Here is a 25,394-nt window from a genome sequence, read left to right as displayed (position 1 = left end):
ACGACGGGGGTCGGGTTCAGAGCAGCCAGAAACCCCGCGGGTCCAACACCCGGTCGTAGACGGCGCGCAGCCACGGCCGGCGGGCGGCAGGCAGCCTGGCGAGCGTGCGCAGAAACAGGGACCGGTCGGGCCGGAGCGGCTGCCGCGGCCGCAGGGGCAGCGGATCGTCGCGCTGGACGTCGCGGGGCAGCCCGCCGGTGACCGGGAGCAGCGAGCGCTCCTCGGGGAAGGCGAGTCCCAGCCAGACGTCGATGGGCAGCGGTACGGTCGCCGGATCGTGGGGCGGCCGCCACGCCTCGCCGGTCTGCGGGTGCACCGGCACCAACGCGATGCCGGGGGCCGCCGCACCGGGAACGGGCAGACCCGGGCCCGCCAGTGCCGCCGTACGTGCCGGGCGGCCGGGCGGGAGCAGGGTGTCGAGCGCCCGGCCGAACATGACCGTGACGAGTCCTGGGGGCAGGTCCACACGTACGCCCTCGCAGGCCCCCAGCAGGTGGGCCAGGGCCACACCGGCGGCCGCCTCCCACTGGGGGCTCCAGTACCCGAGCTGCTCGACCGGCGGCGTGCTGTCCCCCTGGGTCACCAGGGTCTCCCAGTCGGTGATCCGTTCCGGGTGGCCGGGGACGAGGCGTACGGCGGTGGGTTTCAGCCACACGGTCTGCCATTGGCCGCAGTCGTCGACACGGGTCGCCACCGGCCGACCGCACCCCTCGCAGGCCAGGTTGGGGCCGTCCCTGCCGTCCACGCCGCAGCAGCAGCCGCCGCACCGGTCCGGAATCAGCACGGTGCCGCGGATGTCGCCCGGCGCGACGACGACCGCACCCGGCGGCCCGAAGCACAGCTGGTGGACCGGGGCAAAGACGCCCCGCTGCGCGGCCTGCTCCTCGCCGACCTCGGCCCAGGGCCGACAGGGACCGCCCCAGGGCTGTGGGTCGACCGCGTACGTCCCCTGCGCCATCAGCGCGGGCAGCAGCTCGTGCCCGTAACTCTGATGGGCCCGCACCGGAAGCGCGACCCTGGACACCGTGGCGGTCAGCTCCGCCTCGCACCCCACGCACACGAACATGTCGGCCAACAGCCACTCCCCCACCGTCGAACAGGCGGATCCTGGCGGGCGCGGAAGGCGGAGGCAAGTGATTATCGGTGTGCCGGCCGGGCTCGCCGCGTCCGATTTCTTCAAGACCGGGTGGGGTGGGCGTGCCTACGGTGGCCGTATGACTCCACGATTCGCTGTGATCGGTGTGGTGGCCTCCGACATGGCCGCCTCGCTCGCCTTCTACCGCCGTCTCGGGCTGGTGTTTCCCGAGGGCGCCGAGGACCAGCCGCATGTCGACGCCGAGCTGCCCGGCGGTCTGGTCTTCGCCCTGGACACCGAGGAGACCATCCGGTCCTTTCACGCCGGATGGCGGCCGCCGGATGGAGGGGGCCGTGTCTCGGTCGCCTTCCGGTGCGACTCGCCCGCCGAGGTCGACGCCGTGTACGAGGACCTCGTGGGCGCCGGGTACCACGGGGAGCTGAAGCCGTGGGACGCCTTCTGGGGGCAGCGGTACGCGACGGTGCTCGACCCCGACGGCAACGGTGTCGACCTGTTCGCGTCACTGGGCGGCGAGTAGCTCGCCGAGCGTCCGCCCCGCCAACTCCCGTACGTCACGGGCGAGATGAGCCTGGTCGGCGTACCCGGCACGGGCCGCCGTCTCGGCGTAGGGAACGCCGGAGCGGGCCAGGGCCAGGGCGCGCTGCAGGCGCAGGACACGGGCGAGGGTCTTGGGGCCGTAGCCGAAGGCGGTCAGGCAGCGGCGGTGCAACTGGCGGGTGCCGAGGCCCAGTTCGCCGGCCGCCGCCGCCACCGTACGGCCCTGCCGCAGGGACTCGACCAGCCGGTGGTGGAGCGGGTCCGGCGCCGGTGACTCGGCGGCGCGGTCCAGCGCGATGTCCTCCAGGGCCGCCGCCGGGTCGGGCGCCGCCTCGATACGGTCACGCAGCCGCCGCACCCGGGCGTCCGGCCACAGCTCGGCCAACTCCACGCGCGCGTCGCGCAGTTCATGCGCCGGTACGCCGAGCAGGGCGGGGGCCGTGCCGGGGAAGAACCGGATCCCGGCCCAGGCGCGGGGCGGCCCCTCGGGCACGAACGCCCGCGTGTCGGGTCCGGCGACCAGCAGCCGGCCGTCGCTGAACAGCAGGTCCATGCAGCCGTCCGGCAGCACGGGCCGGGCGCCGGGGTCCTCCGGCGTACGGCGCCAGACCACCGCACCGGTCAGCCGCGACGGCCACTCCTCGTACACACACGCCAGGCTACGCCGCTCACGGGCGGGGCCGCCCGTCCCGCCGGGGTGTCACCTGTGCGCGAGAGGGCCGTGACCCATGGGTCGTGGTCCCGCGGGGGGTGGCGGTGCCCCGGTCGCGGCGGTGCGGCTGCTCCCGCCACCGCCCGGGACGCCTTCCCGCGCTCGCCCCTCGGGCGACGGGACGCGCGGCGGTGGTCGAGCACGGCGCGCCACCACTCCGGCCGGTCCGCCGACGACTGCGGCAGGGCGCGCACGAGCAGGCGCGCCAGGGCGAGGAGCGTGCCCGTGAGGGCGTCAGGACGACGAGGCACACCGCGGCCCACGGCGGGAGCGCGGAGAGGGTGGAGAGGGTGGAGAGCGCGGAATCCCGGCCTTCCGGAAAGCGCGGGGGCGAGGTTCCGACGACAGACCCTGGCCGGGTCTCGCCGAGGGGCGCGCTGTCGGGAGGTCGCCCGACTCGGCCCGGTGGGAGGCGGCCCGTCACCGGGTTCGGCATGCCGGTGACGCCGTCGGCGTCACGTCTGGCATGTGCATCCCCCATACGCCCGATCTCCGTTGCCCGGCGGCTTCCCGTTCCGGAAGATTTCTGCACCCCACACGTCCGCGCGGGGCGGGGCTCACTGGTTGTGGGGTGGGGGCGTGCCGTTGGTGTGGTGGGGCCCGGGGGCGTGGGGGGTGGGCTTGGGGTGGGTGCGCAGGCGGGCGGTGACGTCTTCCGGGGGCAGGAAGCGGGACCAGCGCTCGGGGAACTCGGAGGGCATGTCGGGGTCGTCGGGGTCGTCCGGGTCCGCCTCGCGGGCGGCGGCGGCGCGGGCGACGTACTCGGCGACCTGGGCCCGCCGCATCCGTTCGTTGGCCTCGCGGGCGGCGGCCGTGGCGGCGGCCGGCCAGACCCGGTCGATGGCGGCGTTCACCGCCGCGCCGACCAGCACCGCGAAGGCCGACACGCCGATCCACAGCAGCACGGCGACAGAGGCGGCCAGGGAGCCGTAGATGGTGGCGCCCTCGATGGTGTGCACGAGGTAGAGCCGCAGCAGGAAGCTGCCCAGCACCCACATCGCGAGGGCGACGAGCGCGCCGGGGACGTCCTCGATCCACGGCGAGCGGACGGGCACCGACACGTGGTAGAGGGTCGTGAGGAAGACGATGGACAGGACCATGACCACCGGCCAGTACAGGACCTGCACGACCGTCTCCGACCAGGGCACCACCCGCACCACCGCGTCCGGCCCCGCCACCATCAGCGGCAGCGCCACCGAGCCGATCAGCAGCGCCACGATGAACAGCAGGAACGCCATGAGCCGGGTCTTGACGATGCCCCGCACGCCGTCGAGGCCGTACATCACGGTGATCGTGTCGATGAAGACGTTCACCGCGCGCGAGCCCGACCACAGGGCGAAGACGAAGCCGATGGAGATGACGTCGGGACGGCCGCCCTTCATCACGTCGTGCAGGATCGGCTGGGTGATCTCCTTGACGCCCTTGTCGGACAGCACGGTCCGGGAGGCGTCGAGGATGTTGGTCTCCAGGCTCCTGATGGTGTGGGCGCCGGTCCACGTGTCGACGTAGGCGAGCAGCCCGATGAGGCAGAGCAGCAGCGGCGGCACGGACAGCAGCGTGAAGAACGCCGCCTCGGCCGCCAGGCCCAGGATGCGGTATTCCATGCACGAGTTGACGGTGTCCTTGAGCAGCAGCCAGGCCGTCCTGCGCTTGGAGACGTTCCGGTAGAGGGCTCTGGCCCGGTGGAGCCGGCCCGCGGGCCGCTCGGGGGATTCACTTCCTGGCTGCACGACCTAACGGTATCCGCCGCACCGGGCCGCCCTCACCTTCCGGGGCAGGGGGGCGGGGTCCGCAGTGCCACCGGGGGTGCCGCGGCGGATCCGGAGGACGGCATCGGCGCGATCCCGGGTAGGTTTCCTGGCATGGCAGGCCACTCCACGCACACCGTGACGAACCAGCCGCCCGAGCTGGTGGGCTACGACCTCTTCACCGCCGACCGGGCCCTGGTCGACGCGGTCGAGCGGCACACCGATCCCGCGCTGCTCCCCGAGGTGCGCTCCGAGCTGTCCGGGCTCGGCCGGACCTCGGGCTCGGCCCAGGTGCGGGAGTGGGCGGCGCAGGCGAACGAGCAGCCGCCGCGGCTGCGCACCCACGACCGGTACGGCCGGCGGATCGACGAGGTCGACTTCCACCCGGCCTGGCACCGCCTCCTCGGCAAGGGCGTCTCGGCGGGGCTGACCGGCGCCTGGACCCGGCCGGCCGGTCATGTGCGCCGGGCGGCCGCGTTCGTGATCTGGACCCAGGCCGAGGCGGGCACCTGCTGCCCGCTGTCGATGACCCATGCGGCGGTGCCCGCGCTGCGGGCCGACCCCGCGCTCGCGGCCGAGTGGGAGCCCCGGCTGACCTCCACGGTGTACGACCGCGATCTGCGGCCCGCGGAGCAGAAGGCCGGCGCCCTGCTCGGCATGGGCATGACCGAGAAGCAGGGCGGCAGCGACGTACGGGCGAACACCACCGAGGCCCGGCCGCTCGCCGAGGCCGGGACGTACGAGCTGACCGGGCACAAGTGGTTCTGCTCGGCGCCGATGTCCGACGGCTTCCTGGTGCTGGCCCAGGCCCCCGGCGGCCTCACCTGCTTCCTCGTCCCGCGCGTCCTCGCCGACGGCACCCGCAACGTCTTCCTGATCCAGCGGCTCAAGGACAAGCTGGGCAACCGGTCCAACGCCTCCGCCGAGGTGGAGTTCGACGGCACCTGGGCGCGCCGGGTCGGCGAGGAGGGGCGCGGGGTGCGGACCATCATCGAGATGGTCGCCGCGACCCGGCTGGACTGCGCGCTCGGCTCGGCGGGTCTGATGCGGCAGGCGGTGACGCAGGCGATCCACCACTGCACGCACCGGGAGGCGTTCGGCGGCCGGCTCGTCGACAAGCCGCTGATGCGCAATGTGCTGGCCGACCTCGCGCTGGAGTCCGAGGCCGCGACGGCGCTCGCGCTCCGGCTCGCGGCCGCCTGCGACGACGGCGGCGAGGAGGAGCGGGCCCTGCTGCGGCTGGCGGTGCCGGCCGCCAAGTACTGGATCACCAAGCGGTGCGCGCCGGTGGCGGTGGAGGCCGCCGAGTGCCTGGGCGGCAACGGGTACGTCGAGGAGTCGGGCCTGCCCCGGCTGGTGCGCGAGTCGCCGCTGAACTCCATCTGGGAGGGCGCCGGGAACGTGCAGGCGCTGGACGTGCTGCGGGCGCTGCAGCGCGAGCCGGGCGCGCTGGACGCGTGCCTGACCGAGATCGGGCGGGCGCACGGCGCGGACCACCGGCTGGACCGGGCGGTCAAGGACCTGTTCACCGAACTCGCCGACCTGGAGGGCGTCGAGGGGCGGGCTCGGCGCCTGGTGGAGCGCCTGGCCCTCGTCCTGCAGGGATCGCTGCTGGTCCGGCACGCGCCACCCGCCGTCGCCGACGCCTTCTGCGCCTCCCGCCTCGGCGGCGACCGGGGAGCGTCCTTCGGCACACTGCCGGGCGGCCTGGACCTGGCCTCGGTGGTGGAGCGCGCACGGCCGGTGTCCTGATCGGAACGGGAGGCGGACCCGACCGCAGTGGCCGGGGCCCCGGGCGGGTCCCGACGGCTCATGCGTCTCTCCCCGGGCCTCCGCGCGGGCCCGGCCCCCGACCTGACGAAGTCTGCCGGTGTTCCGGGGCGGGCTGGGCGGCGTCCTGACCGGAGTGAAACGCAGAACTGAACGAACTTGGCTGAATGCTGACCCAATTGGTCCATTCACTGACCGAAGTCGGTCGGTGGCTCACCGGAGTGGGTGGCCTCGTTCGGGGCAGACGTCACGGGGGTGGTGCTGCGCCGACACGGCACCACCCCCGCCTCATGGGCCCGTTGGAGGCCACGAACGCCACCCGGAGGCGGCGCCGTGGTCAAGTCTCGGCCAGCTCCGGGCGATTCACCAGGGTTGCAGGGGGTTGCAACGTGTCGGTGACTGTGCGCGGAGTGTGTGCCTTCGGCATGCTCCGAGCGGCAGTATGTGCACAGCGGCCGGGCCGGAAACCGCCGCCGGAACGGCTTGACACGTGTGTTCGACGCCCATCCCCGGGAGGACCCCAGTGGTGAACCCGCCGATGAACGTGGCGCGCCTGGCCGCCGTGGACGCGGCACAGGCGGCGCGGGTACTGCACGAGGTGCGCGAGGCGACGCTCGCCGGCCACCGTGCGCGGATCCCGCCCCGGCCGGTGATCGAGCAGTCCTGGAGCCGGATGCTGCGCAGCGGCGTCGATCCCGACCACGATTTCAGGAGCCGTCCGCTCTCCGCCGACGAAGTGCGCCGCAGACGCGAGGAGTCACCCCTGCGCCATGTCCTGCCCGTGCTCCGCGAGGGTCTGCTTTCAGTCGCGGACGTCGCCCAGCACATCATGGTCGTCGCCGACGCCGAGGGCCGCGTGCTGTGGCGGGAGGGCTCACCGCAGGTGCTCCGCAAGGCCGACGGCCTCGGCTTCGAACTCGGCGCGGACTGGCGGGAAGACGTCGTCGGCACCAACGGCGTGGGCACCCCCGCGGTCGTACGGCGGCCCGTGCAGGTCTTCGCCGGGGAGCACTTCGTCCGCTCGCACACCTCCTGGACCTGCACCGGCGCCCCCATCACCGACCCCAGGGACGGCCGGCTCATCGGTGTGGTGGACGTCAGCGGCCCGCTGGAGACGATGCACCCGGCCACGCTCGCCTGGGTCGACGCGGTCGCCAAGCTCGCCGAGGCGCGGCTGCGCGAGCGGCACCTGGCCTCGCTGGAGCGGCTGCGCGCGGTGGCCGCGCCGGTGCTGGCCCGGCTCGACGGCAGGGCGCTGGTGGTGGACCGGGACGGCTGGGCGGCGGCCGTGACCGGGATGCCCTACGTACGGCGGCTGACGCTGCCCAAGTCGCTGACGCCGGGCCGCCGGTGGCTGCCCGCGCTCGGTTCGTGCGCGGTGGAGCCGCTGGCCGGGGGCTGGCTGCTGCGGGCGGCCGACGAACCGCCGGCCGGCGGCGCCACCCGGGTCGCGCTGGACCTCAGCCGGCCGGGGCGTGCCGCGGTGACCGTGTCCGGGGCGGCCGGTTCCTGGTCCCGGGAACTCAGCCCCCGGCACGCCGAGTTGCTCTACCTGCTGGCCGAACACCGGTCCGGGCGCGGTGCCGCGGAGCTGGCGGAGGACCTGTTCGGGGACCGCTCCCGGACCGTGACCGTACGGGCGGAGATGTCCCGGATCCGGCGGTATCTGGGCGACCTTCTGGGGCACCGGCCGTACCGCTTCCGCGAGGGCGTGGAGGTGGAGGTGGTGCTGCCCGGCGACCCCCGTGACCTGCTGCCCCGGTCGACGGCGTCGGCGGTGGCCCGGCACCGGACGGCACCGGACGGCGGCTGAGGAGACCGCGGGGAGCGCCGTGCGGCACGGGGTGTCTTCAGGCTGTTTGCGGCGTCTTGGCCCTGTGGCGCCCGTCGCTGCCGTAGCATCCCCTACGGGCCTCCCCACCTGTGCCTCGGTCAACGCGACGACCACCAGGCTCAGTTGGCCCGCCTCGGGAGGAGACATGAAGCATCGCGGCAGACACCGCCGGCGCAGACGGGGCGCGGCCCTGCGCGCGGTTCTGGCCGGAACCGCGCTGGCGCTCACCGCGACCGCCACCCTGATCAGCACCTCGCAGGCCGAGGTCGCCGAGAACCCCGGCGCGATCAAGCCGTTGACCTCCCGGGCGGACACCGGACCGCTGCGGCTCCAGGAGCGCCTGGTCCCCGCCCGCACCCTGAACCGGCTCGCCGCGGCCATGGGCCGCCCGGTCGGCGTGAGCACCGTACTGCGCAGCGCCGACCGCACCCTGCGCACGGGCGCCGGCTGCTCCTCCGGCGACCGGGCGACGCTGCCGGTCACCCCGGCCACCGGCCGCGCCTACTGCTGGGACCGGGCCGACGCCGCCGCCACGGCCTGGCGGCCCGCCTCGGTGACCACCTCCGGGGACGCCGACGACGACGGCGTCTGGGGCACCCACCGGGTGGTCCTCGCCGGCTGGACCCACAGCACCACCTCGGGCCGCGCGGACGAACGGGGCCTGGCCCGGGTCGCCTTCGTCGACACCGACGACCCCGCCCGGCCCGTCTACCGCTGGGTGCTGCTGGTGGTGCCGGTCGACGGCGGCCGTGACTACCGGGGGCTGGCCTCGGGCATCTCCGGGATGGTCTGGTACCAGGGCAAGCTGCTGGTCACGACCACGGCCGGCAGCGCCGACGCGCTCTACGTCTACGACCTCGACCGCATCCAGCGGACCACGGCCACGACGCCTGCGATCGGCCGGGTGCCGGGCGGCTGGTCCGCCGACGGGTACGGGTACGTGATGCCCGCCGTCGGCTCCTACCGCTACACGGCCGGCCGCTGCACCGCCTCCGGGCCGCCCTGCCCCGGCGCCCTCTCGCTGGACCGCGGGTCGGTGCCCGACAGCCTCGTCGCCGCCGAGTGGACCGCGCCCGGCAGCGACCGGCGCGCCCGGCTGTGGCGGTACGCGTTCAGCTCGGATCCCGCCCGCGGCGGCCTGCTGGCCGCCGACTCCTCGGGGCGCGTGGACGCGGTCGATGCGTACACGACCAAGGCGACCGGGATCCGCGGAGTGCTGTCGTACCGTCGACCCGGTGCGGCAGGGCCGTCCTGGTATGTGGGACACCTGTCCAGCCCCGCCGACGCGCACGGCGGCCTGTGGCGGCAGGACACCGAGGGCGCCCGGGCGGCCCACTGCGGCTTCGACTCCTCCCACCACTGCTGGGCCCGGTCGACGGGCTCCCTGTCCTACTGGCAGGCGACAGGGGAGGTCTGGTCCCTGTCGGACCGCATGCTGTTCGCGGTGCCCCTGCCGGCGCTCGACCGGTCGGTCGGCTGACGGCCGGGCCGGCAGAGCGCCGCCCCCGGCGGCGGGTGTGACCGGGTCGATCGACAGACCGGCCGACGGGGTGATTCCCTGGCCCGCATGAGCACCGTCCCCGTCACCACCTGGTCCCTGGAGCAGACCTCGCCGGCCGACCTGCTGCCGGCCGCCGCCCCCGAGGGCGACGTCCGCATCGTCCGCGCGGAGGTCCCCTCCCCCGAGTTCAGCCGCTTCCTGTACACCGCGGTCGGCGGCGACATCCGCTGGACGGACCGGCTCGGCTGGAGCCACGCCCGGTGGCGGGAGCACCTGGACCGGCCGGGTGTGGAGACGTGGGTGGCCCTCGACCGCGGCACCCCCGCCGGGTACGTGGAGCTGGATCCGCAGGACGACGGTGTGGTGGAGATCGCATACTTCGGCCTGATCGCCCCGTTCCGCGGCCGCCGCATCGGCGGGCACCTGCTCGCGTACGGCACGGCCCGCGCCTGGGACCTGGCCGAGCGGTGGCCCAGCCGGACGCCGACGAAACGGGTGTGGCTGCACACCTGCAGCAAGGACGGCGAGTTCGCGATGGACAACTACCTGCGGCGCGGCTTCAAGCTCTTCGACACCAAGGTCGAGGAAGAGCACCTGGCGCCGCCGCCGGGACCGTGGCCCGGCGCCTGTCCCGCGTGACCCACACCACTTCGTCTCGTATTTCGAAATAGTTCCGTCCGGATAGTGGATGACGGTGGACTGGCCAGAGATCCCCGTGACACGCTTCCGTCATGTCTGGAACTGGAATTGCCTTGGTGAGTCGGCGGCACGTCGACCTCGGCCGCATGTCCAGCGCCATCTGTCCGGCGAGCTGACCGCCCCCAGCACCGCCGACCTCCTCGTATGAGTCTCCCGCTGCGCAAGGACGCGCACGCATGCTCGCGTGCGCGCGTATGCGCAGTTCAGAGCCGCTTGTCGCCTGTCCGAAGGACGTAGAAACCATGGCCGCCACCCCGCAGAACCCCGCCGCCTCCGCGCCCCGCCGCAAGGTGAGCCGTCACCGCGGTGAGGGTCAGTGGGCCGTAGGCCACTTCACCCCGCTCAACGGCAACGAGCAGGTCAAGAAGGACGACGACGGTCTCAACGTGCGGACACGCATTGAGACGATCTACTCCAAGCGCGGCTTCGACTCCATCGACCCCAGCGACCTGCGCGGCCGCATGCGCTGGTGGGGCCTGTACACCCAGCGCAAGCCCGGCATCGACGGCGGCAAGACCGCGATCCTGGAGCCGGAGGAGCTGGACGACCGCTACTTCATGATGCGGGTGCGCATCGACGGCGGGGCGCTGACGACGCAGCAGCTCCGGGTGATCGGCGAGATCTCCCAGGAGTTCGCGCGCGGCACCGCCGACATCACCGACCGGCAGAACGTCCAGTACCACTGGATCCGGGTGGAGGACGTGCCCGAGATCTGGGACCGGCTGGAGGGCGTCGGCCTGTCGACGGTCACCGCCTGCGGTGACACCCCGCGTGTGATGATCGGCTCCCCGGTGGCGGGCATCGCCGAGGACGAGATCATCGACCCCACGCCGGCGCTGGAGGAGATGAAGCGCCGCGTCCTGAACAACAAGGCGTACTCGAACCTGCCCCGCAAGTTCAAGACGGCCATCTCGGGCTCGCCGCTGCTGGACGTGGTGCACGAGATCAACGACGTGGCCTTCGTCGGCGTACGGCACCCCGAGCACGGCCCGGGCTTCGACCTGTGGGTCGGCGGCGGCCTGTCCACCAACCCCAAGCTGGGCGTGCGGCTCGGCGCGTGGGTGCCGCTGGAGGAGGTCGCGGACGTCTACGAGGGCGTCGTGTCGATCTTCCGTGACTACGGTTACCGGCGGCTGCGCAACCGCGCCCGCCTGAAGTTCCTCGTCGCGGACTGGGGCGCGGAGAAGTTCCGTCAGGTGCTGGAGGACGAGTACCTGGGGCGCAAGCTGGTCGACGGTCCGGCGCCCGAGCAGCCGGTGCAGCAGTGGCGCGACCACATCGGTGTGCACCGGCAGAAGGACGGCCGGTTCTACGTCGGGTTCGCCCCGCGCGTCGGCCGCGTGGACGGCGCCACGCTGACGAAGATCGCCGACCTCGCGGAGGCGCACGGCTCGGGCCGGGTCCGCACCACCGTCGAGCAGAAGATGATCATCCTGGACGTCGCGCAGGACAAGGTCGACTCGCTGGTGGAGGCCCTGGAGGCGCTGGACCTCACCGCCCGGCCGTCCTCCTTCCGGCGCGGCACCATGGCCTGCACCGGCATCGAGTTCTGCAAGCTCGCCATCGTCGAGACCAAGCAGCGCGGCTCGACGCTGATCGACGAACTCGAGCGGCGGCTGCCGGACTTCGACGAGCCGATCACCATCAACCTCAACGGCTGCCCGAACGCCTGCGCCCGTATCCAGGTGGCGGACATCGGTCTCAAGGGCCAGCTGGTCCTCAACGACCAGGGCGAGCAGGTCGAGGGCTACCAGGTGCACCTGGGCGGCGCCCTGGGCCTGGAGGCGGGCTTCGGCCGCAAGGTGCGCGGCCTGAAGGTGACCGCGGAGGAGCTGCCCGACTACGTCGAGCGGGTGCTGAAGCGCTTCCAGGCCGAGCGCGCCGAGGGCGAGCGCTTCGCCGCCTGGGCCGCGCGCGCCTCCGAGGAGGACCTGTCGTGAGCGAGCGCGCGGCGCCCTTCTACTGCCCCTACTGCGGCGACGAGGACCTGCGTCCGCACGAGGAGGCACACGGCGCCTGGGAATGCGGGGCGTGCAACCGCGCATTCCAGCTGAAGTTCCTCGGGCTGCTCGCCCGGGGGCTGCAGCGAGCCGACAACGGAGGGGACCTGACATGACGACGGCTCAGGAAAAGCGTACGAACGAGGAGTTGAAGGCCCTCGCCGAGCAGGCGGGCCGGGACCTGGAGGACGCCTCCGCGCTGGAGATCCTCCAGTGGGCGGTGGACACCTTCGGCCGCGAGTTCTGCGTCACCTCCTCCATGGAGGACGCCGTGGTCGCCCATCTCGCCTCGCGGGTGCTGAAGGGCGTCGACGTCGTCTTCCTCGACACCGGCTACCACTTCCCGGAGACCATCGGCACCCGGGACGCGGTCGAGGCCGTGATGGACGTCAACGTCATCACCCTCACGCCCAAGCAGACGGTCGCCGAGCAGGACGCCGAGTACGGCCCGAAGCTGCACGACCGCGACCCCGACCTGTGCTGCAAGCTGCGCAAGGTGCAGCCGCTGGAGGAGGGCCTGAAGGGCTACCGGGCGTGGGCGACCGGCCTGCGCCGCGACGAGTCCCCGACCCGGGCGAACACTCCGGTGGTCGGCTGGGACGAGAAGCGGCAGAAGGTCAAGGTCTCCCCGATCGCCCGCTGGACCCAGGACGACGTGGACGCCTACGTCGCCGAGCACGGCGTGCTGACCAACCCGCTGCTGATGGACGGCTACGCCTCCATCGGCTGCGCCCCCTGCACCCGCCGGGTCCTGGAGGGCGAGGACGCGCGCGCCGGCCGCTGGGCGGGCCGCGCCAAGACCGAGTGCGGGCTGCACGGATGACGGCGCCCGCAGCGACGCCCACGTCGTCCGCAGCCGCCGCTGCCACTGCTGTACCGGACCCGACCACTGCGACCCAGGAGAACCACGTGACCACCGGAGCCACCGTCTGGCTCACGGGTCTGCCGAGCGCCGGCAAGACCACCATCGCCTACGAACTGGCCGGCCGGCTGCGCGCCGAGGGCCACCGGGTCGAGGTGCTCGACGGCGACGAGATCCGCGAGTTCATCTCGGCCGGCCTCGGCTTCTCCCGCGAGGACCGGCACACCAACGTGCAGCGCATCGGCTTCGTCGCCGAGCTGCTCGCCCGCAACGGTGTGAAGGCGCTGGTCCCGGTGATCGCGCCGTACGCCGACAGCCGCGAGGCGGTGCGAAAGCGGCACGCGGAGAACGGCACGCCGTACCTGGAGATCCATGTGGCGACTCCGGTCGAGGTGTGCAGCGTGCGCGATGTGAAGGGGCTCTACGCCAAGCAGGCCGCGGGCGAGCTGTCGGGACTGACCGGGGTCGACGACCCGTACGAGGAGCCCGAGACGCCCGATCTGCGGATCGAGTCGCAGCACCAGAGCGTGCAGGAGTCCGCGGCCTCCGTGCACGCCCTGCTGAGCGAGAGGGGACTGGCATGACGACCGTGGCGAAGGCCGAGGAGGGCACGGACAGTCCGTACGCCCTGTCGCACCTGGACGCGCTGGAGTCCGAGGCGGTGCACATCTTCCGCGAGGTGGCGGGCGAGTTCGAGAACCCGGTGATCCTGTTCTCCGGCGGCAAGGACTCCATCCTCATGCTGCACCTGGCGCTGAAGGCGTTCGCGCCGGCCGCGGTGCCGTTCGCGCTGCTGCATGTGGACACCGGGCACAACTTCCCGGAGGTGCTCGAGTACCGGGACCGCGTGGTCGCCGCACATGGGCTGCGCCTCCATGTGGCCTCCGTCCAGGACTACATCGACCGCGGTGTGCTCAAGGAGCGTCCCGACGGCACGCGCAACCCGCTGCAGACGCTGCCGCTGACGGAGAAGATCCAGAGCGAGAAGTTCGACGCGGTCTTCGGCGGCGGCCGGCGCGACGAGGAGAAGGCCCGCGCCAAGGAGCGCGTGTTCTCCCTGCGCGACGAGTTCTCCCAGTGGGACCCGCGCCGCCAGCGCCCGGAGCTGTGGAACCTGTACAACGGCCGACACGCCCCCGGCGAGCACGTCCGGGTCTTCCCGCTGTCCAACTGGACCGAGCTGGACGTGTGGCAGTACATCGCCCGCGAGGGCATCGAGCTGCCGCAGATCTACTTCGCGCACGAGCGCGAGGTGTTCCAACGCGGCGGGATGTGGCTGACGGCGGGCGAGTGGGGCGGCCCGAAGGACGGCGAGACCGTCGAGAAGCGGCTCGTGCGCTACCGGACGGTCGGTGACATGTCCTGCACCGGCGCCGTCGACTCCGACGCCACCACGCTGGACGCCGTCATCGCCGAGATCGCCGCCTCCCGGCTCACCGAGCGCGGCGCGACCCGCGCCGACGACAAGCTCTCCGAGGCCGCGATGGAAGACCGCAAGCGCGAGGGGTACTTCTAAGCATGAGCACGACCACGACCGAGGCGCTCTCGGCCACCACCCTGCTGCGGTTCGCCACCGCCGGCTCCGTCGACGACGGCAAGTCCACCCTGGTCGGACGGCTGCTGCACGACTCCAAGTCGGTCCTCACCGACCAGCTGGAGGCCGTGGAGCGGGCGTCGGCGAGCCGCGGCCAGGACGCCCCGGACCTCGCCCTGCTGACCGACGGCCTGCGCGCCGAGCGCGAGCAGGGCATCACCATCGACGTGGCCTACCGCTACTTCGCCACGCCCCGGCGCCGGTTCATCCTGGCCGACACACCGGGCCATGTGCAGTACACCCGCAACATGGTCACCGGTGCCTCCACCGCCGAGCTGACGGTGATCCTGGTCGACGCCCGCAACGGCGTGGTCGAGCAGACCCGCCGGCACGCCGCGATCGCGGCCCTCCTGCGGGTCCCGCACGTCGTGCTGGCCGTGAACAAGATGGACCTGGTCGACTACCAGGAGTCCGTGTTCGCCGCGATCGCCGAGGAGTTCACGGCGTACGCCACCGAGCTGGGCGTCCCGGAGGTCACCGCCATCCCGATCTCGGCGCTCGCCGGGGACAACGTGGTGGAGCCGTCCGCGAACATGGACTGGTACGGCGGCCCGACCGTCCTGGAGCACCTGGAGACGGTCCCGGTCAGCCACGACCTGAGCCACTGCCACGCCCGGCTGCCCGTGCAGTACGTGATCCGGCCGCAGACCGCCGATCTGCCGGACTACCGGGGCTACGCGGGTCAGATCGCGGCCGGTTCCTTCCGGGTCGGGGAGCAGGTCACGGTCCTGCCGTCGGGCCGTACGACCCGGATCTCCGGCATCGACCTGCTCGGCGAGCCGGTCGACGTCGCCTGGACCACGCAGTCGGTGACCCTCCTGCTGGAGGACGACATCGACATCTCGCGCGGCGACCTGATCGTGCCGAGCAAGGACGCCCCGGCCACCACCCAGGACGTGGAGGCGACCGTCTGCCACGTCGCCGACGCGCCGCTGACGGTCGGGCACCGGGTGCTGCTCAAGCACGGCACCCGCACGGTCAAGGCGATCGTCAAGGACATCCCGTCCCGGCTCACGCTGGACGACCTGTCCCTGCACCCGCACCCGGGGCAGCTCCTGGCCAACGACATCGGCCGGGTGAAGATCCGTACCGCCGAGCCGCTGCCGGTCGACTCCTACGCCGATTCGCGCCGCACCGGCTCCTTCATCCTGATCGACCCGAACGACGGCACCACGCTCACCGCGGGCATGGTCGGCGAGTCGTTCGCCTCGCCGGAGCCCGTCAAGGACGCGGCCGAGGACGACGGGTGGGACTTCTGACATGAACCCCACCGACTTCTACTCCACGTTCGCGAAGGAGGGCGGCCGCATCGGCAGCGGCAACCTCGGCAGCGGGCAGGGCGGAGTGACGCGATGTGTGCGCTGACGTACGCGCACTGCCTGCGCGCCCTCACCCCCCACCGCCGTAGACGTAGACCTGCCGAACTCCCGGCCACGACCTGAGAGACCGTGACCGCCGGGCCTCCGAGAGGAACACCTCCCGTGCCTGCACCGACCTCCCTCCGCCGCGGCCTCGCGGTGATAGCCGCGCTGCCCCTGCTCGCCCTCGCCGCCTGCGGCTACGGCTCCGAGTCCAAGAACGACGAGACCACCAAGGTGGCCGCCGGGGCCAAGAAGACCGACGGCCTCGACTCGGTCAAGATCGGCTACTTCGGCAACCTGACCCACGCGACCGCGCTGGTGGGCCTGCAGAAGGGCTTCTTCCAGAAGGAGCTGGGCGCCACCCGCGTCGACCCCGCGATCTTCAACGCCGGCCCCTCCGAGATCGAGGCCCTCAACTCGGGCTCCATCGACATCGGCTGGATCGGCCCGTCCCCGGCGATCAACGGTTACACCAAGTCGGACGGCAAGAGCCTGAAGATCATCGGCGGCTCGGCCTCCGGTGGCGTCAAGCTGGTCGTGAACCCGAAGAAGATCAAGTCCGTCAAGGACGTCAAGGGCAAGAAGATCGCCACTCCGCAGCTGGGCAACACGCAGGACGTGGCGTTCCTGAACTGGGCGGCCGAGCAGGGCTGGAAGGTCGACGCGCAGAGCGGCAAGGGTGACGTCACGGTCGTCCGCACCGACAACAAGATCACCCCGGACGCCTACAAGTCCGGTTCGATCGACGGCGCCTGGGTGCCGGAGCCGACCGCGTCGAAGCTGGTCGCCGAGGGCGGCAAGGTGCTGCTCGACGAGTCGTCGCTGTGGCCGGACAAGAAGTTCGTGATCACGAACATCATCGTGCGGCAGCAGTTCCTCAAGGAGCACCCGAAGGCCGTCGAGGCCGTGCTGAAGGCCTCCGTCGAGACCAACAAGTGGATCAACGCCAACCCGGACCAGGCGAAGGCCGCGGCGAACAAGCAGCTGGCCGTCGACTCCGGCAAGGCGCTGCCGGCCGACGTCCTGGACCCGGCCTGGAAGTCGATCCAGTTCACCGACGACCCGCTGGCGGCCACCCTCGACACCGAGGCGGCGCACGCGGTCAAGGCCGGTCTGCTGCAGAAGCCCGACCTGAAGGGCATCTACGACCTCACGATCCTGAACAAGGTCCTCAAGGGCGAGGGCGAGAGCACGGTCGGCGACGCCGGTCTCGGCACCAGCTGACGCAGCACCCGACGAGTTCCCAGGAGGTGACGACCATGGCCACGACCACGACTCTCGCCAAGGCCGCCGAGTCGGTGGAGTACGCGGCACGCCTCGAGCATGTCTCGAAGTCCTTCACGACTCCGGGCGGGCAGCAGCTGGTCCTGGACGACATCAGCATCGATGTCGCGCCGGGCGAGTTCGTCACCCTCCTGGGGGCCTCGGGCTGCGGCAAGTCCACGCTGCTGAACCTGGTGGCGGGCCTGGACCGGCCCACCGCCGGGTCCATCACCACGGACGGCCGCCCCGCCCTGATGTTCCAGGAGCACGCGCTGTTCCCGTGGCTGACGGCGGGCAAGAACATCGAACTCGCCCTGAAGCTCAGGGGAGTCGCAAAGAACGAGCGGCGCGGCAAGGCCGAGGAGCTGCTCGAGCTGGTCCGGCTGAAGGGTGCGTACGGCAAGCGCGTCCACGAGCTGTCGGGCGGTATGCGGCAGCGGGTGGCGATGGCCCGTGCGCTGGCGCAGGAGAGCAATCTGCTGCTGATGGACGAGCCGTTCGCGGCGCTGGACGCCATCACCCGGGACGTGCTGCACGACGAGCTGACCCGGATCTGGGCGGAGACGGGCCTGTCCGTCCTGTTCGTCACGCACAACGTGCGCGAGGCGGTGCGGCTGGCCCAGCGGGTCGTCCTGCTGTCCTCCCGTCCGGGCCGGATCGCCCGTGAGTGGACGGTCGGCATCCCGCAGCCGCGTCGTATCGAGGACGCGCCCGTGGCCGAACTGTCCCTTGAGATCACCGATGTACTGCGTGGGGAGATCCGCCGCCATGGCCAGCACTGAGACCACTGAGGTTCAGGACGCCGGAAGTGTCGAGGCGGGCCTCGACGCGCTGGAGACCACGGCCACCGGCCGTACCTCCCTGCGGCAGACCCTGGTCGCCAAGGTCCTGCCGCCCCTCATCGCGGTCGCGGTGGTCCTGGTGGTCTGGCAGGGGCTGATCTCCCTGAGGATCGCCGACGACCCGAGCAAGCTGCCGTCGCCGGCCGACGTGTGGCGCGTCTTCCACCAGTCGTGGCTCGAGGGCACGCTGCTCGGCTACATCTGGACCAGCGTCTCGCGCGGTCTGCTCGGCTTCTGCTTCGCGCTGCTCATCGGCACCCCGCTGGGGCTGCTGGTGGCCCGGGTGAGGTTCGTGCGCGCGGCGATCGGCCCGATCCTGTCCGGTCTGCAGTCGCTGCCGTCGGTGGCGTGGGTGCCGCCGGCCGTCATCTGGCTGGGCCTGAACAACTCGATGATGTACGCGGTGATCCTGCTGGGCGCGGTGCCGTCGATCGCCAACGGCCTGGTGTCCGGCGTCGACCAGGTGCCGCCGCTGTTCCTGCGGGCGGGCCGCACGATGGGCGCGACCGGTCTGAAGGGCACCTGGCACGTCACGCTGCCGGCCGCGCTGCCCGGTTATGTGGCGGGCATGAAGCAGGGCTGGGCGTTCTCCTGGCGCTCGCTGATGGCCGCCGAGATCATTGCCAGCTTCCCCGACCTCGGGGTCGGGCTCGGCCAGCTGCTGGAGAACGCGCGCACCGCCAGCGACATGTCCATGGTGTTCGAGGCCATCCTGCTCATCCTGTTCGTCGGCATCGCCATCGACCTGCTGATCTTCAGCCCGCTGGAGCGGTGGGTGCTGCGCAGCCGAGGCCTGCTGGTGAAGGGCTGACATGCGCCGTCCGGTTCTCCTCGTCATCGCCCACGGCAGCCGCGACCCCCGGCATGCCGCGACGGTGCACGCGCTCGTGGAGCGGGTGCGGTCGCTGCGGCCGAGGCTGCGCGTGGAGACCGGCTTCCTGGACTTCAACGTGCCGTCGGTGCAGGGGGTGCTGGAGTCGCTGGCGGCGGAGGGCGTCCGGGACGTCGTCGCCCTGCCGCTCCTGCTCACCCGCGCCTTCCACGCCAAGGCCGACATCCCGGCCGTGCTGCGGGACGCCCCGCCGCTGCTGCGGATCCGGCAGGCGGACGTGCTCGGCCCGTCGCCACTGCTGCTGTCGGCGCTGGAGCGGCGGCTGTACGAGGCGGGGCTGACGCCCGCCGACAAGTCCTCGACCGGGGTCGTGCTGGCCTCGGCGGGGTCCTCCGACCCGGAGGCGATCGCAGTGATCGCCGACATCGCGCGGGAGTGGTGGCGTACCGGTTGGTGCGCCGTGCGGCCTGCGTTCGCCTCCGCATCCCTTCCCCGCACCGAGGACGCCGTGCGCGAGCTGCGCGCCCTCGGCTGTGCGCGGGTCGCCGTCGCGCCCTATGTGCTGGCGCCCGGGTTCCTCCCGGACCGCATCGCGCGCGGTGCCGCCGGGGCGGACGTCCTGGCGGATGTGCTGGGCTCTGCGCCCGAGGTGGCGCGGGTGCTGCTGGAGCGCTATGACGAGGCGGCCCTGCCGCTGCCGGCGGCGCTCGGCGCCTGACGCCGCCGCTGCTGCCGGGCGGCCGGGCAGCGGCCAGGGCCCCGTGGCGGCGGGGCCCCGCCGGTCTCAGAGGTCCATCGCGTGCATCAGCTGCTGGGTGAAGGCGAGGCTGGCGCTGCCGGCCGAGGCGCCGATGCTGATCAGCTCCAGCGAGGAGCGGATACGGCCCCGGTTGGGCGGACCGCCGTCCCCGAGGGCCTCCTCCAGCGACTCGCGGATGATCTCTCCCCGCTCGACGAGCCCGGGGTACTCGGCGTGGAGCGCCTCGAGGAGTCCTTCGGTCAGCCGGAGGAGACCCTCGAGGTCCAGTTCGCGGCGGTGGCTCCCGATGCGGCCGGGATCGCGCAGGGGGGCGGGGCCGTTGCGGGGCCCGGGGTAGTTGTAGGTGCTCATGGTCGTGATCCTGACTCCTGGTCCAGAGAGAGCGAGCGGGGCCGGCGGGCCTGGCTGGAGGCTACGGCGCGGGTGGGCGGGCCCCCGGGGGGCTCGGACAGCCCCTGGGTCCGCGCGGCGGTGGTCTTCGGGGAACCTGCGGCAGTATGCCCGCCGAGACGGCCGAAAATAGTCACCCGTTCGGGTGAATGGCGGCCGTTGACCGCGTTCCCCGCTCCGGTCGGAACGGACAGCGGAACGAGCCCGGCGCGAGCCCGAACCCCCCTGCTGCTGCGGCGACTTCGGCACCACGGTGCCCGTCCCCCTCATCCGTCCCCCTCCGGCCGATCCCCGCGCGCCTCACCCTAGGGACAACGGGTGAGCCGTGTCGCGGGTTCTGGTGAGACGGGTCACTCCGCGACGGCCGCAGTGGTCGGCCGGCCGCGGTCCGGCGCTCCCCTGTGACGTCGGACCGCGGTCGGCTCTTGGTTCTGCGTCGGGCCCGGCGGATATGTCACTGGCCAGGAGCGCGCGTCACACTCAAGGGACTGAAATCGGCCAACGCGCCTGTACCGGCCGCCGATCAGTCGAAACGGAGCGCTCCCGTACGGGTCCGCTTGAGCTCGAAGACGTCGGGGTGACGAGCCAACGTCCGGAAGGCGTCGAAGAGTTCGGCCGCCTCGGCGCCGCGCGGAACGGCCCTCAGGACGGGGCCGAACCACACCGTGCCGTCGACATGGAGGGTGGGCGTGCCCACATAGCCGCCCTCCGGCTCGGCGCCGGCCTCGTGGCTGCGGCGCACCGCCTCGTCGTAGGACGCGTCGTGCGCGGCGGCCGCCAGGTCCGCCTCGAGCCCGAGTTCGGCCAGGGACTCGGCGATCACCACGTCGAAGTCCTTCACTCCGCGCTCGTGGATGCGGGTGCCGAGGGCGGTGTACAGGTCGCGCAGCACCTGCTCGCCGTGCCGCTGCGCCGCGGCCACGGCGACCCGCACCGGCCCGATGGACCGGTCGACCAGGTCCCGGTACCAGTCGGGGAGTTCGTTGCCGACGTTGTGCAGGTACAGGCTCATCACGTGGAAGCGGAGGTCGAGCGGGTGCTCGCGCTCGACCTCCAGCAGCCAGCGGGAGGTGATCCAGGCGAAGGGGCAGGCCGGGTCGAAGTAGCAGCCGACCCGGGCCGGGGCGGCCGCGGGGCCGTCGCTGTCGTGCGCAGGTGTCATGACGGGGACGCTAGTGCGCCGTCGGGTCGGAGTCCCGGACCAATTCCCCGCCTTGTCACTGGTCCAATTCCCGCTCCCCCGATCCGGGGACCTCGATCTCGATCCTCCGCAGGCGGTCGGGCTCCGCGACGATGTCGATCCCGGTGATCCGGCCCGTGTCGTCGAACGTGAACGCCAGGACGAGGCGCGGACGGCCGTACGGCGCCATGACGAGGCCGATCCGGCCGTCCAGCAGGGCGGGGCCGGTGAAGCGGGCGCGGGCCACGGCGGCCAGGGCGCCCCGGGCGACGGTCTCGGCGCCCCGGACCGTGACCGGTTCGGGGGTGGGGCCGGCGTAGGTGTCGGCATGCAGGACCACGTCGGGGGCGAGCAGGGCGAACAGCGCCGCGAAGTCGCCGCCCCGGGTGGCGGCCAGGAAGGCCTCGACGGCCTGCCTGCGGCGGCTCGCGTCGCCGGTGGGCGCGGGAGTCGCGCCCCGGACCCGGCGGCGGGCCCGGCTGGCCAGCTGCCGGGTGGCGGCCGGGGTCTTCTCCAGCAGCGGGGCGATCTCGTCGAAGGGCGTGGCGAACAGGTCGTGCAGGACGAAGGCGACCCGCTCGGCGGGCGACAGGGTGTCCAGGACGACGAGCAGGGCGACGCCGACCTCGTCGGCCAGCAGCGCCTCCCGGGCCGGGTCGCCGGCGGCGCCGAGGGCCGCGTCGGGCTCCTGGGCCTCGAGGGGGTCCTCGCGGCGGTTGCTGCGGGCGCGCAGCTGGTTCAGGCACACCCGGGTGACGACCGTGGTCAGCCAGCCGGTGAGGTTCTCGACCTCGGCGGTGTCGGCTCGCTGCGCGCGCAGCCAGGCGTCCTGCAGGGCGTCGTCGGCCTCGGCGGCCGAGCCGAGCAGCCGGTACGCCACCGCCGTGAGGTGCGGCCGGTCCGCCTCGAAACGCGCCGCGAGCCGTGCCCCGTCGTCCGTGATGCCGTCCACTGGTTCCCCGTTCCTTCGTCCGCGCGGGGCGAGTCCCGCGCGGGAGCCACGAAACGCGATCCGGGCCCGGAGATCAACTCCCTTTGCCCTCAGAGGTGTTCGGCGATCCCTGCGGGGCGGTCAGCTCGACCAGCTTGAGGACCGTGTTCCAGTTCCGGCTGGTGGCGATCACGCCCTTGGTGAGCCGCGGCCGGGACAGCACCTCGGCGAGCTTGGAGCGGCCGAGGCCCTCGGGGGCGTACAGATAGAGGCAGCGGTCGCCGAGGCGGAACTCCTCGGGGAGGTGGGTCGCGGGATCGATCTCCGCGTAGCGCTCGGCGGTGACCGGTGCCGAGAAGTAGGTGACGTGCAGTTGCTTGGGCTGCAGTTCGGCGGCCGGGAAGGGGCAGGCCTCGGCCACCGCGCGCAGATAGGCGTGGTCGCGCACGATCACGTCGACCGCGAAGCCGAACCGCTCCTCGATCGCCCGGGCCAGCTCGGCCGCCAGGGACTCCTCGTCGCCGTGGCCGCTGGTGAAGACGGCCTGGCCGCTCTGCAGGTGGGTGCGTACGCCGTCATGACCGAGGCCGGTCATGAGGGTGCGCAGGTCGGCCATCGGCAGCTTCCGGCTGCCGCCGACGTTGATTCCGCGCAGCAGCGCCGCGTAGGTGGTCGTCATCCCGCCACCATAGAGCGGCCCCTCGTGCCCCGTGGGGGCGGGCACGAAGGGCCGCGCTCCGGCGTGCGCGGGGACATGCATGCATGCGCCTGCGTGCGCCGGCTTGTGCGAAACTCTGGCGGATCGGCGGGGTGCGGTTCAACTCTTGCGCACATGTGTGACTTGTTCAACAAGGTTGCACAATACGCAACAACGCTGCAGAGGTGTGTCCGGATGTCGCCCCCGAGCCCCACCCCCGGAACATCCCGATAGATGTAAGGGGCCGCTGTCCTCCCCAGTGCTGAGCCGGGCGCCGCGCACTTCACCGGGCAGCACGACGAGACGTCCTTGTGCCGCTCCTACCGTCGTAACGAGCAAGCGAAGACGTGGCGGCAGGGGGCCGTCACCGCACACGAGGGGGACATCCCGTCATGGGGAACACAGACGTGCGCGTGCGGGGCCTGGCCGCCCGCGCCGGCGGCTGGAGCGCCCGGCACCGCCTGGCCGCCGTCGGCATATGGGTGCTGTTCGTCGTCCTGGCCATGGGGCTCGGCTCGGCTGCCGGCCGGGTCGACGTGAACGAGAGCGACCAGCTCAAGGGCGAGACGCACACCGCCGCGAAGATCATCGACGACGCGGGCATCGAGCAGTCGGCCGGGGAGACCGTGCTGATCCAGTCGCGGGACGGCGCCATGAAGGCCACGAGCGGCGAGTTCCGCGCCGCCGTCGCGGACGTGGTCCGGGCCGTCGACGGCACCGGGAAGGTCACCCACGTGACCTCTCCGTACGTCACGCACACCATCTCCCGGGACGGGCGCAGCGCCCTCGTGCAGTTCGACATGCGCGGCGAGGCGGAGACCGCCGCCGACCGGGTCGAGCCGGTGCTGGACGCGGTCGCCGGGGTGCAGAAGGCGCACAGCGGGCTGCGGATCGAGGAGATCGGCGGCGCCAGCATGAACAAGCAGTACAAGGACGCCTTCGGGGACGACTTCCAGAAGGCCGAGTACTCCGCCGTGCCGGTCGCCCTCGGCATCCTGCTGATCGCGTTCGGCGCGCTGGTGGCCGCGCTGCTGCCGGTGGGGCTGGCCATCACCGCGATCATGGCGACGATGGGCCTGATGGGTCTCGTCAGCCATGTGCAGCCGATGAGCGACACCGCCAACTCCGTGATGCTGCTGGTCGGTATGGCCGTCGGCGTCGACTACTGCCTGTTCTACCTGCGCCGGGAGCGCGAGGAGCGGATGGCCGGGCGGGACGCGGGCGCCGCCCTGCGCATCGCCGCCGCCACCAGTGGCCGCGCGATCATCGTCTCCGGGGTCACGGTGTGCGTGGCCATGGCGGGCATGCTGTTCACCGGGCTCGCGGAGTTCGAGGCGATGGGCCTGGCGTCGCTGATGGTGGTCGCCGTCGCCATGGTCGGCTCGGTGACCGTGCTGCCCGCGCTGCTCTCCCTGCTCGGCGAGCGGGTGGAGAAGGGCCGCATCCCGTTCCTGGGCCGCCGGCGCCGGCGCGGTGGCGGCGGCGAGAGCCGGTTCTGGACCGCCGTGCTGCGCGGTGTGCTGGCCAGGCCGCTGGTCTCGGTCGTCGTCGCGGTGGGCGCGCTGCTCGCGGTGGCGGCGCCCGCCCTGGGCATGAAGACCCAGCAGCTCACGCTGGACCAGGAGTTCGGCGACTCGCTGCCGATCGTGCAGACCTACGACCGGCTCAACGAGGCGTTCCCGGGCGGCTCCGAACCCGCCCAGGTCGTCGTCAAGGCCAAGGACATCGACGCGCCCCGGGTCAAGCAGGCGCTCGCCGACTTCAAGCAGCGGGCGATCTCCTCGGGCGCCTCGCGCGGCCCGGTCGAGGTCACGGTGCACCGGGCGCAGAACGTCGCCCTGGTCTCCGTGCCGCTGGTCGGCGGCTCCGACATGGACCGGGCGGTCAAGAGCCTGGGCACGCTGCGCGACGAGGTGCGGCCCGCCACGCTCGGCAGGGTCGAGGGCGTCCAGGCGCCCGTCACCGGGCAGGTCGCGGGCAACCACGACTTCAACGACCAGCTCCTCGGCTCCGTCGTCCCGGTGTTCGCGTTCGTGGTCGTCTTCGCCTTCCTGCTGATGCTGCTGTCGTTCCGCTCGCTGACCGTCGCGATCACGTCGATCCTGCTCAACCTGCTCTCGGTGGGCGCCGCCTACGGCATCCTCGTCGCCGTCTTCCAGCACGGCTGGGGCGCCTCGCTGGTGGGCGCGGAGGGTGTCGGCGCGATCGTGACCTGGCTGCCGCTGTTCCTCTTCGTGATCCTGTTCGGTCTGTCGATGGACTACCACGTGTTCGTGGTGTCGCGGATCCGTGAGGCCCGGATGCGCGGGCGCAGCACCAAGGACGCCATCCAGCACGGCGTGGTCACCACGGCCGGTGTGGTCACCAGCGCCGCGGTCATCATGGTCGCCGTGTTCGCGATCTTCGGCACGCTGTCCATGCAGTCCATGAAGCAGATGGGCGTGGGCCTGGCCGCCGCCGTCCTCATCGACGCGACGGTCATCCGCGGGGTGCTGCTGCCGGCCGTGATGGCGCTGCTCGGCGAGCGCAACTGGTATCTGCCGAAGTGGCTGCACCGGCTGCCGGACCTCACCCATGACGAGTCGATGGAGCCGGCCGCGCCGGCCCCGTCGCCGGCGGCCGAGGGGGAGACCGTGCGGATCTGATCCGGACAGGGGCGAGGGGGGGGGGGGGGGGGGGCCACCCTCCCCCCCCCCCCCCCCCCTTCCGTTCCTTCCCACGGTACGTATTTCCCTCTCCTCTTCCTCAGAAGACAAGAGGGAGGCGAAAAAGAAAGGCCCCAACA

General features: G+C 72.5%; 24 protein-coding genes. 17 read left to right on the top strand and 7 right to left on the bottom strand.

Annotation, left to right across the window (positions count from 1 at the left end; genetic code table 11):
* Positions 1–16 precede the first annotated feature (16 nt).
* Positions 17–1,066, bottom strand: a complete 1,050-nt coding sequence (locus ACZ404_RS12360) for a hypothetical protein (RefSeq protein ID WP_468438996.1) — start codon at positions 1,064–1,066, stop codon at positions 17–19.
* A 148-nt stretch (positions 1,067–1,214) separates the two neighbouring features.
* On the opposite strand from ACZ404_RS12360, the gene ACZ404_RS12355 reads away from it, so the two are divergent.
* Entirely contained in the window at positions 1,215–1,613 is a 399-nt protein-coding gene (locus ACZ404_RS12355) for a VOC family protein (protein WP_468438771.1), read from the top strand.
* Here the strand turns inward: ACZ404_RS12355 and ACZ404_RS12350 are convergent.
* Entirely contained in the window at positions 1,596–2,282 is a 687-nt protein-coding gene (locus ACZ404_RS12350; protein WP_468438769.1) for a helix-turn-helix domain-containing protein, read from the bottom strand. The genes ACZ404_RS12355 and ACZ404_RS12350 overlap by 18 nt on opposite strands.
* 620 nt (positions 2,283–2,902) lie before the next feature.
* Complete coding sequence (locus ACZ404_RS12345; protein ID WP_468438767.1) at positions 2,903–4,075, bottom strand: YihY/virulence factor BrkB family protein; 1,173 nt, start codon at positions 4,073–4,075, stop codon at positions 2,903–2,905.
* Between the two features lie 132 nt (positions 4,076–4,207).
* On the opposite strand from ACZ404_RS12345, the gene ACZ404_RS12340 reads away from it, so the two are divergent.
* From ACZ404_RS12340 to ACZ404_RS12270, 15 genes are all read left to right on the top strand, one after another.
* Positions 4,208–5,845 carry an acyl-CoA dehydrogenase family protein gene (locus ACZ404_RS12340; RefSeq protein WP_468438765.1) on the top strand — a complete coding sequence of 546 codons (1,638 nt, stop codon included), beginning with the start codon at positions 4,208–4,210 and terminating at the stop codon, positions 5,843–5,845.
* Between the two features lie 556 nt (positions 5,846–6,401).
* Positions 6,402–7,676 carry a helix-turn-helix domain-containing protein gene (locus ACZ404_RS12335; RefSeq protein ID WP_468438763.1) on the top strand — a complete coding sequence of 425 codons (1,275 nt, stop codon included), beginning with the start codon at positions 6,402–6,404 and terminating at the stop codon, positions 7,674–7,676.
* Between the two features lie 166 nt (positions 7,677–7,842).
* A complete protein-coding gene (locus ACZ404_RS12330) occupies positions 7,843–9,177 on the top strand; it encodes a hypothetical protein (RefSeq protein WP_468438761.1) in 1,335 nt (444 codons plus the stop codon).
* 87 nt (positions 9,178–9,264) lie between these two features.
* A complete protein-coding gene (locus ACZ404_RS12325) occupies positions 9,265–9,837 on the top strand; it encodes a GNAT family N-acetyltransferase (protein WP_468438760.1) in 573 nt (190 codons plus the stop codon).
* 92 nt (positions 9,838–9,929) lie between these two features.
* Entirely contained in the window at positions 9,930–10,013 is an 84-nt protein-coding gene (locus ACZ404_RS12320) for a putative leader peptide (protein WP_309486338.1), read from the top strand.
* A 126-nt stretch (positions 10,014–10,139) separates the two neighbouring features.
* The gene (locus ACZ404_RS12315) at positions 10,140–11,837 is read left to right on the top strand and encodes a nitrite/sulfite reductase (RefSeq protein WP_468438759.1); all 1,698 of its coding nucleotides are present in this window, start codon (positions 10,140–10,142) and stop codon (positions 11,835–11,837) included.
* Positions 11,834–12,013, top strand: a complete 180-nt coding sequence (locus ACZ404_RS12310) for a hypothetical protein (RefSeq protein ID WP_468438758.1) — start codon at positions 11,834–11,836, stop codon at positions 12,011–12,013. The genes ACZ404_RS12315 and ACZ404_RS12310 overlap by 4 nt, the downstream gene beginning before the upstream one ends.
* Positions 12,010–12,720 carry a phosphoadenylyl-sulfate reductase gene (locus tag ACZ404_RS12305; RefSeq protein ID WP_468438757.1) on the top strand — a complete coding sequence of 237 codons (711 nt, stop codon included), beginning with the start codon at positions 12,010–12,012 and terminating at the stop codon, positions 12,718–12,720. Before ACZ404_RS12310 ends, ACZ404_RS12305 begins: the two co-directional genes overlap by 4 nt.
* Positions 12,717–13,343, top strand: a complete 627-nt coding sequence (cysC, locus tag ACZ404_RS12300; RefSeq protein WP_468438755.1) for an adenylyl-sulfate kinase — start codon at positions 12,717–12,719, stop codon at positions 13,341–13,343. Before ACZ404_RS12305 ends, cysC begins: the two co-directional genes overlap by 4 nt.
* Positions 13,340–14,275: a sulfate adenylyltransferase subunit CysD gene (cysD, locus tag ACZ404_RS12295; protein WP_468438753.1), complete on the top strand. Its 936-nt coding sequence runs from the start codon at positions 13,340–13,342 to the stop codon at positions 14,273–14,275. The genes cysC and cysD overlap by 4 nt, the downstream gene beginning before the upstream one ends.
* Positions 14,276–14,277: 2 nt before the next feature.
* Positions 14,278–15,612: a sulfate adenylyltransferase subunit 1 gene (locus tag ACZ404_RS12290; protein ID WP_468438751.1), complete on the top strand. Its 1,335-nt coding sequence runs from the start codon at positions 14,278–14,280 to the stop codon at positions 15,610–15,612.
* Between the two features lie 222 nt (positions 15,613–15,834).
* Entirely contained in the window at positions 15,835–16,938 is a 1,104-nt protein-coding gene (locus ACZ404_RS12285; protein ID WP_468438749.1) for an aliphatic sulfonate ABC transporter substrate-binding protein, read from the top strand.
* A 35-nt stretch (positions 16,939–16,973) separates the two neighbouring features.
* On the top strand, positions 16,974–17,759 hold the full coding sequence (locus ACZ404_RS12280) for an ABC transporter ATP-binding protein (protein ID WP_468438747.1): 786 nt from the start codon (positions 16,974–16,976) through the stop codon (positions 17,757–17,759).
* Positions 17,746–18,630 (top strand): ABC transporter permease, encoded by an 885-nt coding sequence (locus ACZ404_RS12275; protein ID WP_468438745.1) that lies wholly within the window; start codon positions 17,746–17,748, stop codon positions 18,628–18,630. Before ACZ404_RS12280 ends, ACZ404_RS12275 begins: the two co-directional genes overlap by 14 nt.
* Before the next feature lies 1 nt (position 18,631).
* Positions 18,632–19,369 (top strand): sirohydrochlorin chelatase, encoded by a 738-nt coding sequence (locus ACZ404_RS12270; protein ID WP_468438743.1) that lies wholly within the window; start codon positions 18,632–18,634, stop codon positions 19,367–19,369.
* Positions 19,370–19,435: 66 nt separating this feature from the next.
* On the opposite strand, the gene ACZ404_RS12265 is transcribed toward ACZ404_RS12270, so the two are convergent.
* The 4 genes from ACZ404_RS12265 to ACZ404_RS12250 all read right to left on the bottom strand — a co-directional run bounded on the left by ACZ404_RS12265 (position 19,436) and on the right by ACZ404_RS12250 (position 22,591).
* The gene (locus tag ACZ404_RS12265) at positions 19,436–19,762 is read right to left on the bottom strand and encodes a hypothetical protein (RefSeq protein ID WP_468438741.1); all 327 of its coding nucleotides are present in this window, start codon (positions 19,760–19,762) and stop codon (positions 19,436–19,438) included.
* Between the two features lie 562 nt (positions 19,763–20,324).
* Positions 20,325–20,963, bottom strand: a complete 639-nt coding sequence (locus tag ACZ404_RS12260; RefSeq protein ID WP_468438739.1) for a mycothiol-dependent nitroreductase Rv2466c family protein — start codon at positions 20,961–20,963, stop codon at positions 20,325–20,327.
* Positions 20,964–21,018: 55 nt separating this feature from the next.
* Entirely contained in the window at positions 21,019–21,924 is a 906-nt protein-coding gene (locus tag ACZ404_RS12255) for a sigma-70 family RNA polymerase sigma factor (RefSeq protein ID WP_468438994.1), read from the bottom strand.
* A gap of 82 nt (positions 21,925–22,006) precedes the next feature.
* The gene (locus ACZ404_RS12250) at positions 22,007–22,591 is read right to left on the bottom strand and encodes a DUF1697 domain-containing protein (RefSeq protein WP_468438737.1); all 585 of its coding nucleotides are present in this window, start codon (positions 22,589–22,591) and stop codon (positions 22,007–22,009) included.
* Positions 22,592–23,001: 410 nt separating this feature from the next.
* On the opposite strand from ACZ404_RS12250, the gene ACZ404_RS12245 reads away from it, so the two are divergent.
* Complete coding sequence (locus tag ACZ404_RS12245; RefSeq protein ID WP_468438735.1) at positions 23,002–25,254, top strand: MMPL family transporter; 2,253 nt, start codon at positions 23,002–23,004, stop codon at positions 25,252–25,254.
* Positions 25,255–25,394: the final 140 nt, after the last annotated feature.

Source organism: Streptomyces sp. NPDC030798 (assembly GCF_055572275.1).
This window is presented reverse-complemented; position numbering and strand designations above follow the sequence as displayed.

Bases quoted from the DNA above. Each gene is read 5' to 3' on its own strand.
- ACZ404_RS12360 (WP_468438996.1), bottom strand. From the start codon at position 1,066: ATGTTCGTGTGCGTGGGGTGCGAGGCGGAGCTGACCGCCACGGTGTCC.
- ACZ404_RS12355 (WP_468438771.1), top strand. From the start codon at position 1,215: ATGACTCCACGATTCGCTGTGATCGGTGTGGTGGCCTCCGACATGGCC.
- ACZ404_RS12340 (WP_468438765.1), top strand. From the start codon at position 4,208: ATGGCAGGCCACTCCACGCACACCGTGACGAACCAGCCGCCCGAGCTG.
- ACZ404_RS12335 (WP_468438763.1), top strand. From the start codon at position 6,402: ATGAACGTGGCGCGCCTGGCCGCCGTGGACGCGGCACAGGCGGCGCGG.
- ACZ404_RS12330 (WP_468438761.1), top strand. From the start codon at position 7,843: ATGAAGCATCGCGGCAGACACCGCCGGCGCAGACGGGGCGCGGCCCTG.
- ACZ404_RS12325 (WP_468438760.1), top strand. From the start codon at position 9,265: ATGAGCACCGTCCCCGTCACCACCTGGTCCCTGGAGCAGACCTCGCCG.
- ACZ404_RS12320 (WP_309486338.1), top strand. From the start codon at position 9,930: ATGTCTGGAACTGGAATTGCCTTGGTGAGTCGGCGGCACGTCGACCTC.
- ACZ404_RS12315 (WP_468438759.1), top strand. From the start codon at position 10,140: ATGGCCGCCACCCCGCAGAACCCCGCCGCCTCCGCGCCCCGCCGCAAG.
- ACZ404_RS12305 (WP_468438757.1), top strand. From the start codon at position 12,010: ATGACGACGGCTCAGGAAAAGCGTACGAACGAGGAGTTGAAGGCCCTC.
- cysC (WP_468438755.1), top strand. From the start codon at position 12,717: ATGACGGCGCCCGCAGCGACGCCCACGTCGTCCGCAGCCGCCGCTGCC.
- cysD (WP_468438753.1), top strand. From the start codon at position 13,340: ATGACGACCGTGGCGAAGGCCGAGGAGGGCACGGACAGTCCGTACGCC.
- ACZ404_RS12290 (WP_468438751.1), top strand. From the start codon at position 14,278: ATGAGCACGACCACGACCGAGGCGCTCTCGGCCACCACCCTGCTGCGG.
- ACZ404_RS12280 (WP_468438747.1), top strand. From the start codon at position 16,974: ATGGCCACGACCACGACTCTCGCCAAGGCCGCCGAGTCGGTGGAGTAC.
- ACZ404_RS12275 (WP_468438745.1), top strand. From the start codon at position 17,746: ATGGCCAGCACTGAGACCACTGAGGTTCAGGACGCCGGAAGTGTCGAG.
- ACZ404_RS12270 (WP_468438743.1), top strand. From the start codon at position 18,632: ATGCGCCGTCCGGTTCTCCTCGTCATCGCCCACGGCAGCCGCGACCCC.
- ACZ404_RS12265 (WP_468438741.1), bottom strand. From the start codon at position 19,762: ATGAGCACCTACAACTACCCCGGGCCCCGCAACGGCCCCGCCCCCCTG.
- ACZ404_RS12260 (WP_468438739.1), bottom strand. From the start codon at position 20,963: ATGACACCTGCGCACGACAGCGACGGCCCCGCGGCCGCCCCGGCCCGG.
- ACZ404_RS12250 (WP_468438737.1), bottom strand. From the start codon at position 22,591: ATGACGACCACCTACGCGGCGCTGCTGCGCGGAATCAACGTCGGCGGC.
- ACZ404_RS12245 (WP_468438735.1), top strand. From the start codon at position 23,002: ATGGGGAACACAGACGTGCGCGTGCGGGGCCTGGCCGCCCGCGCCGGC.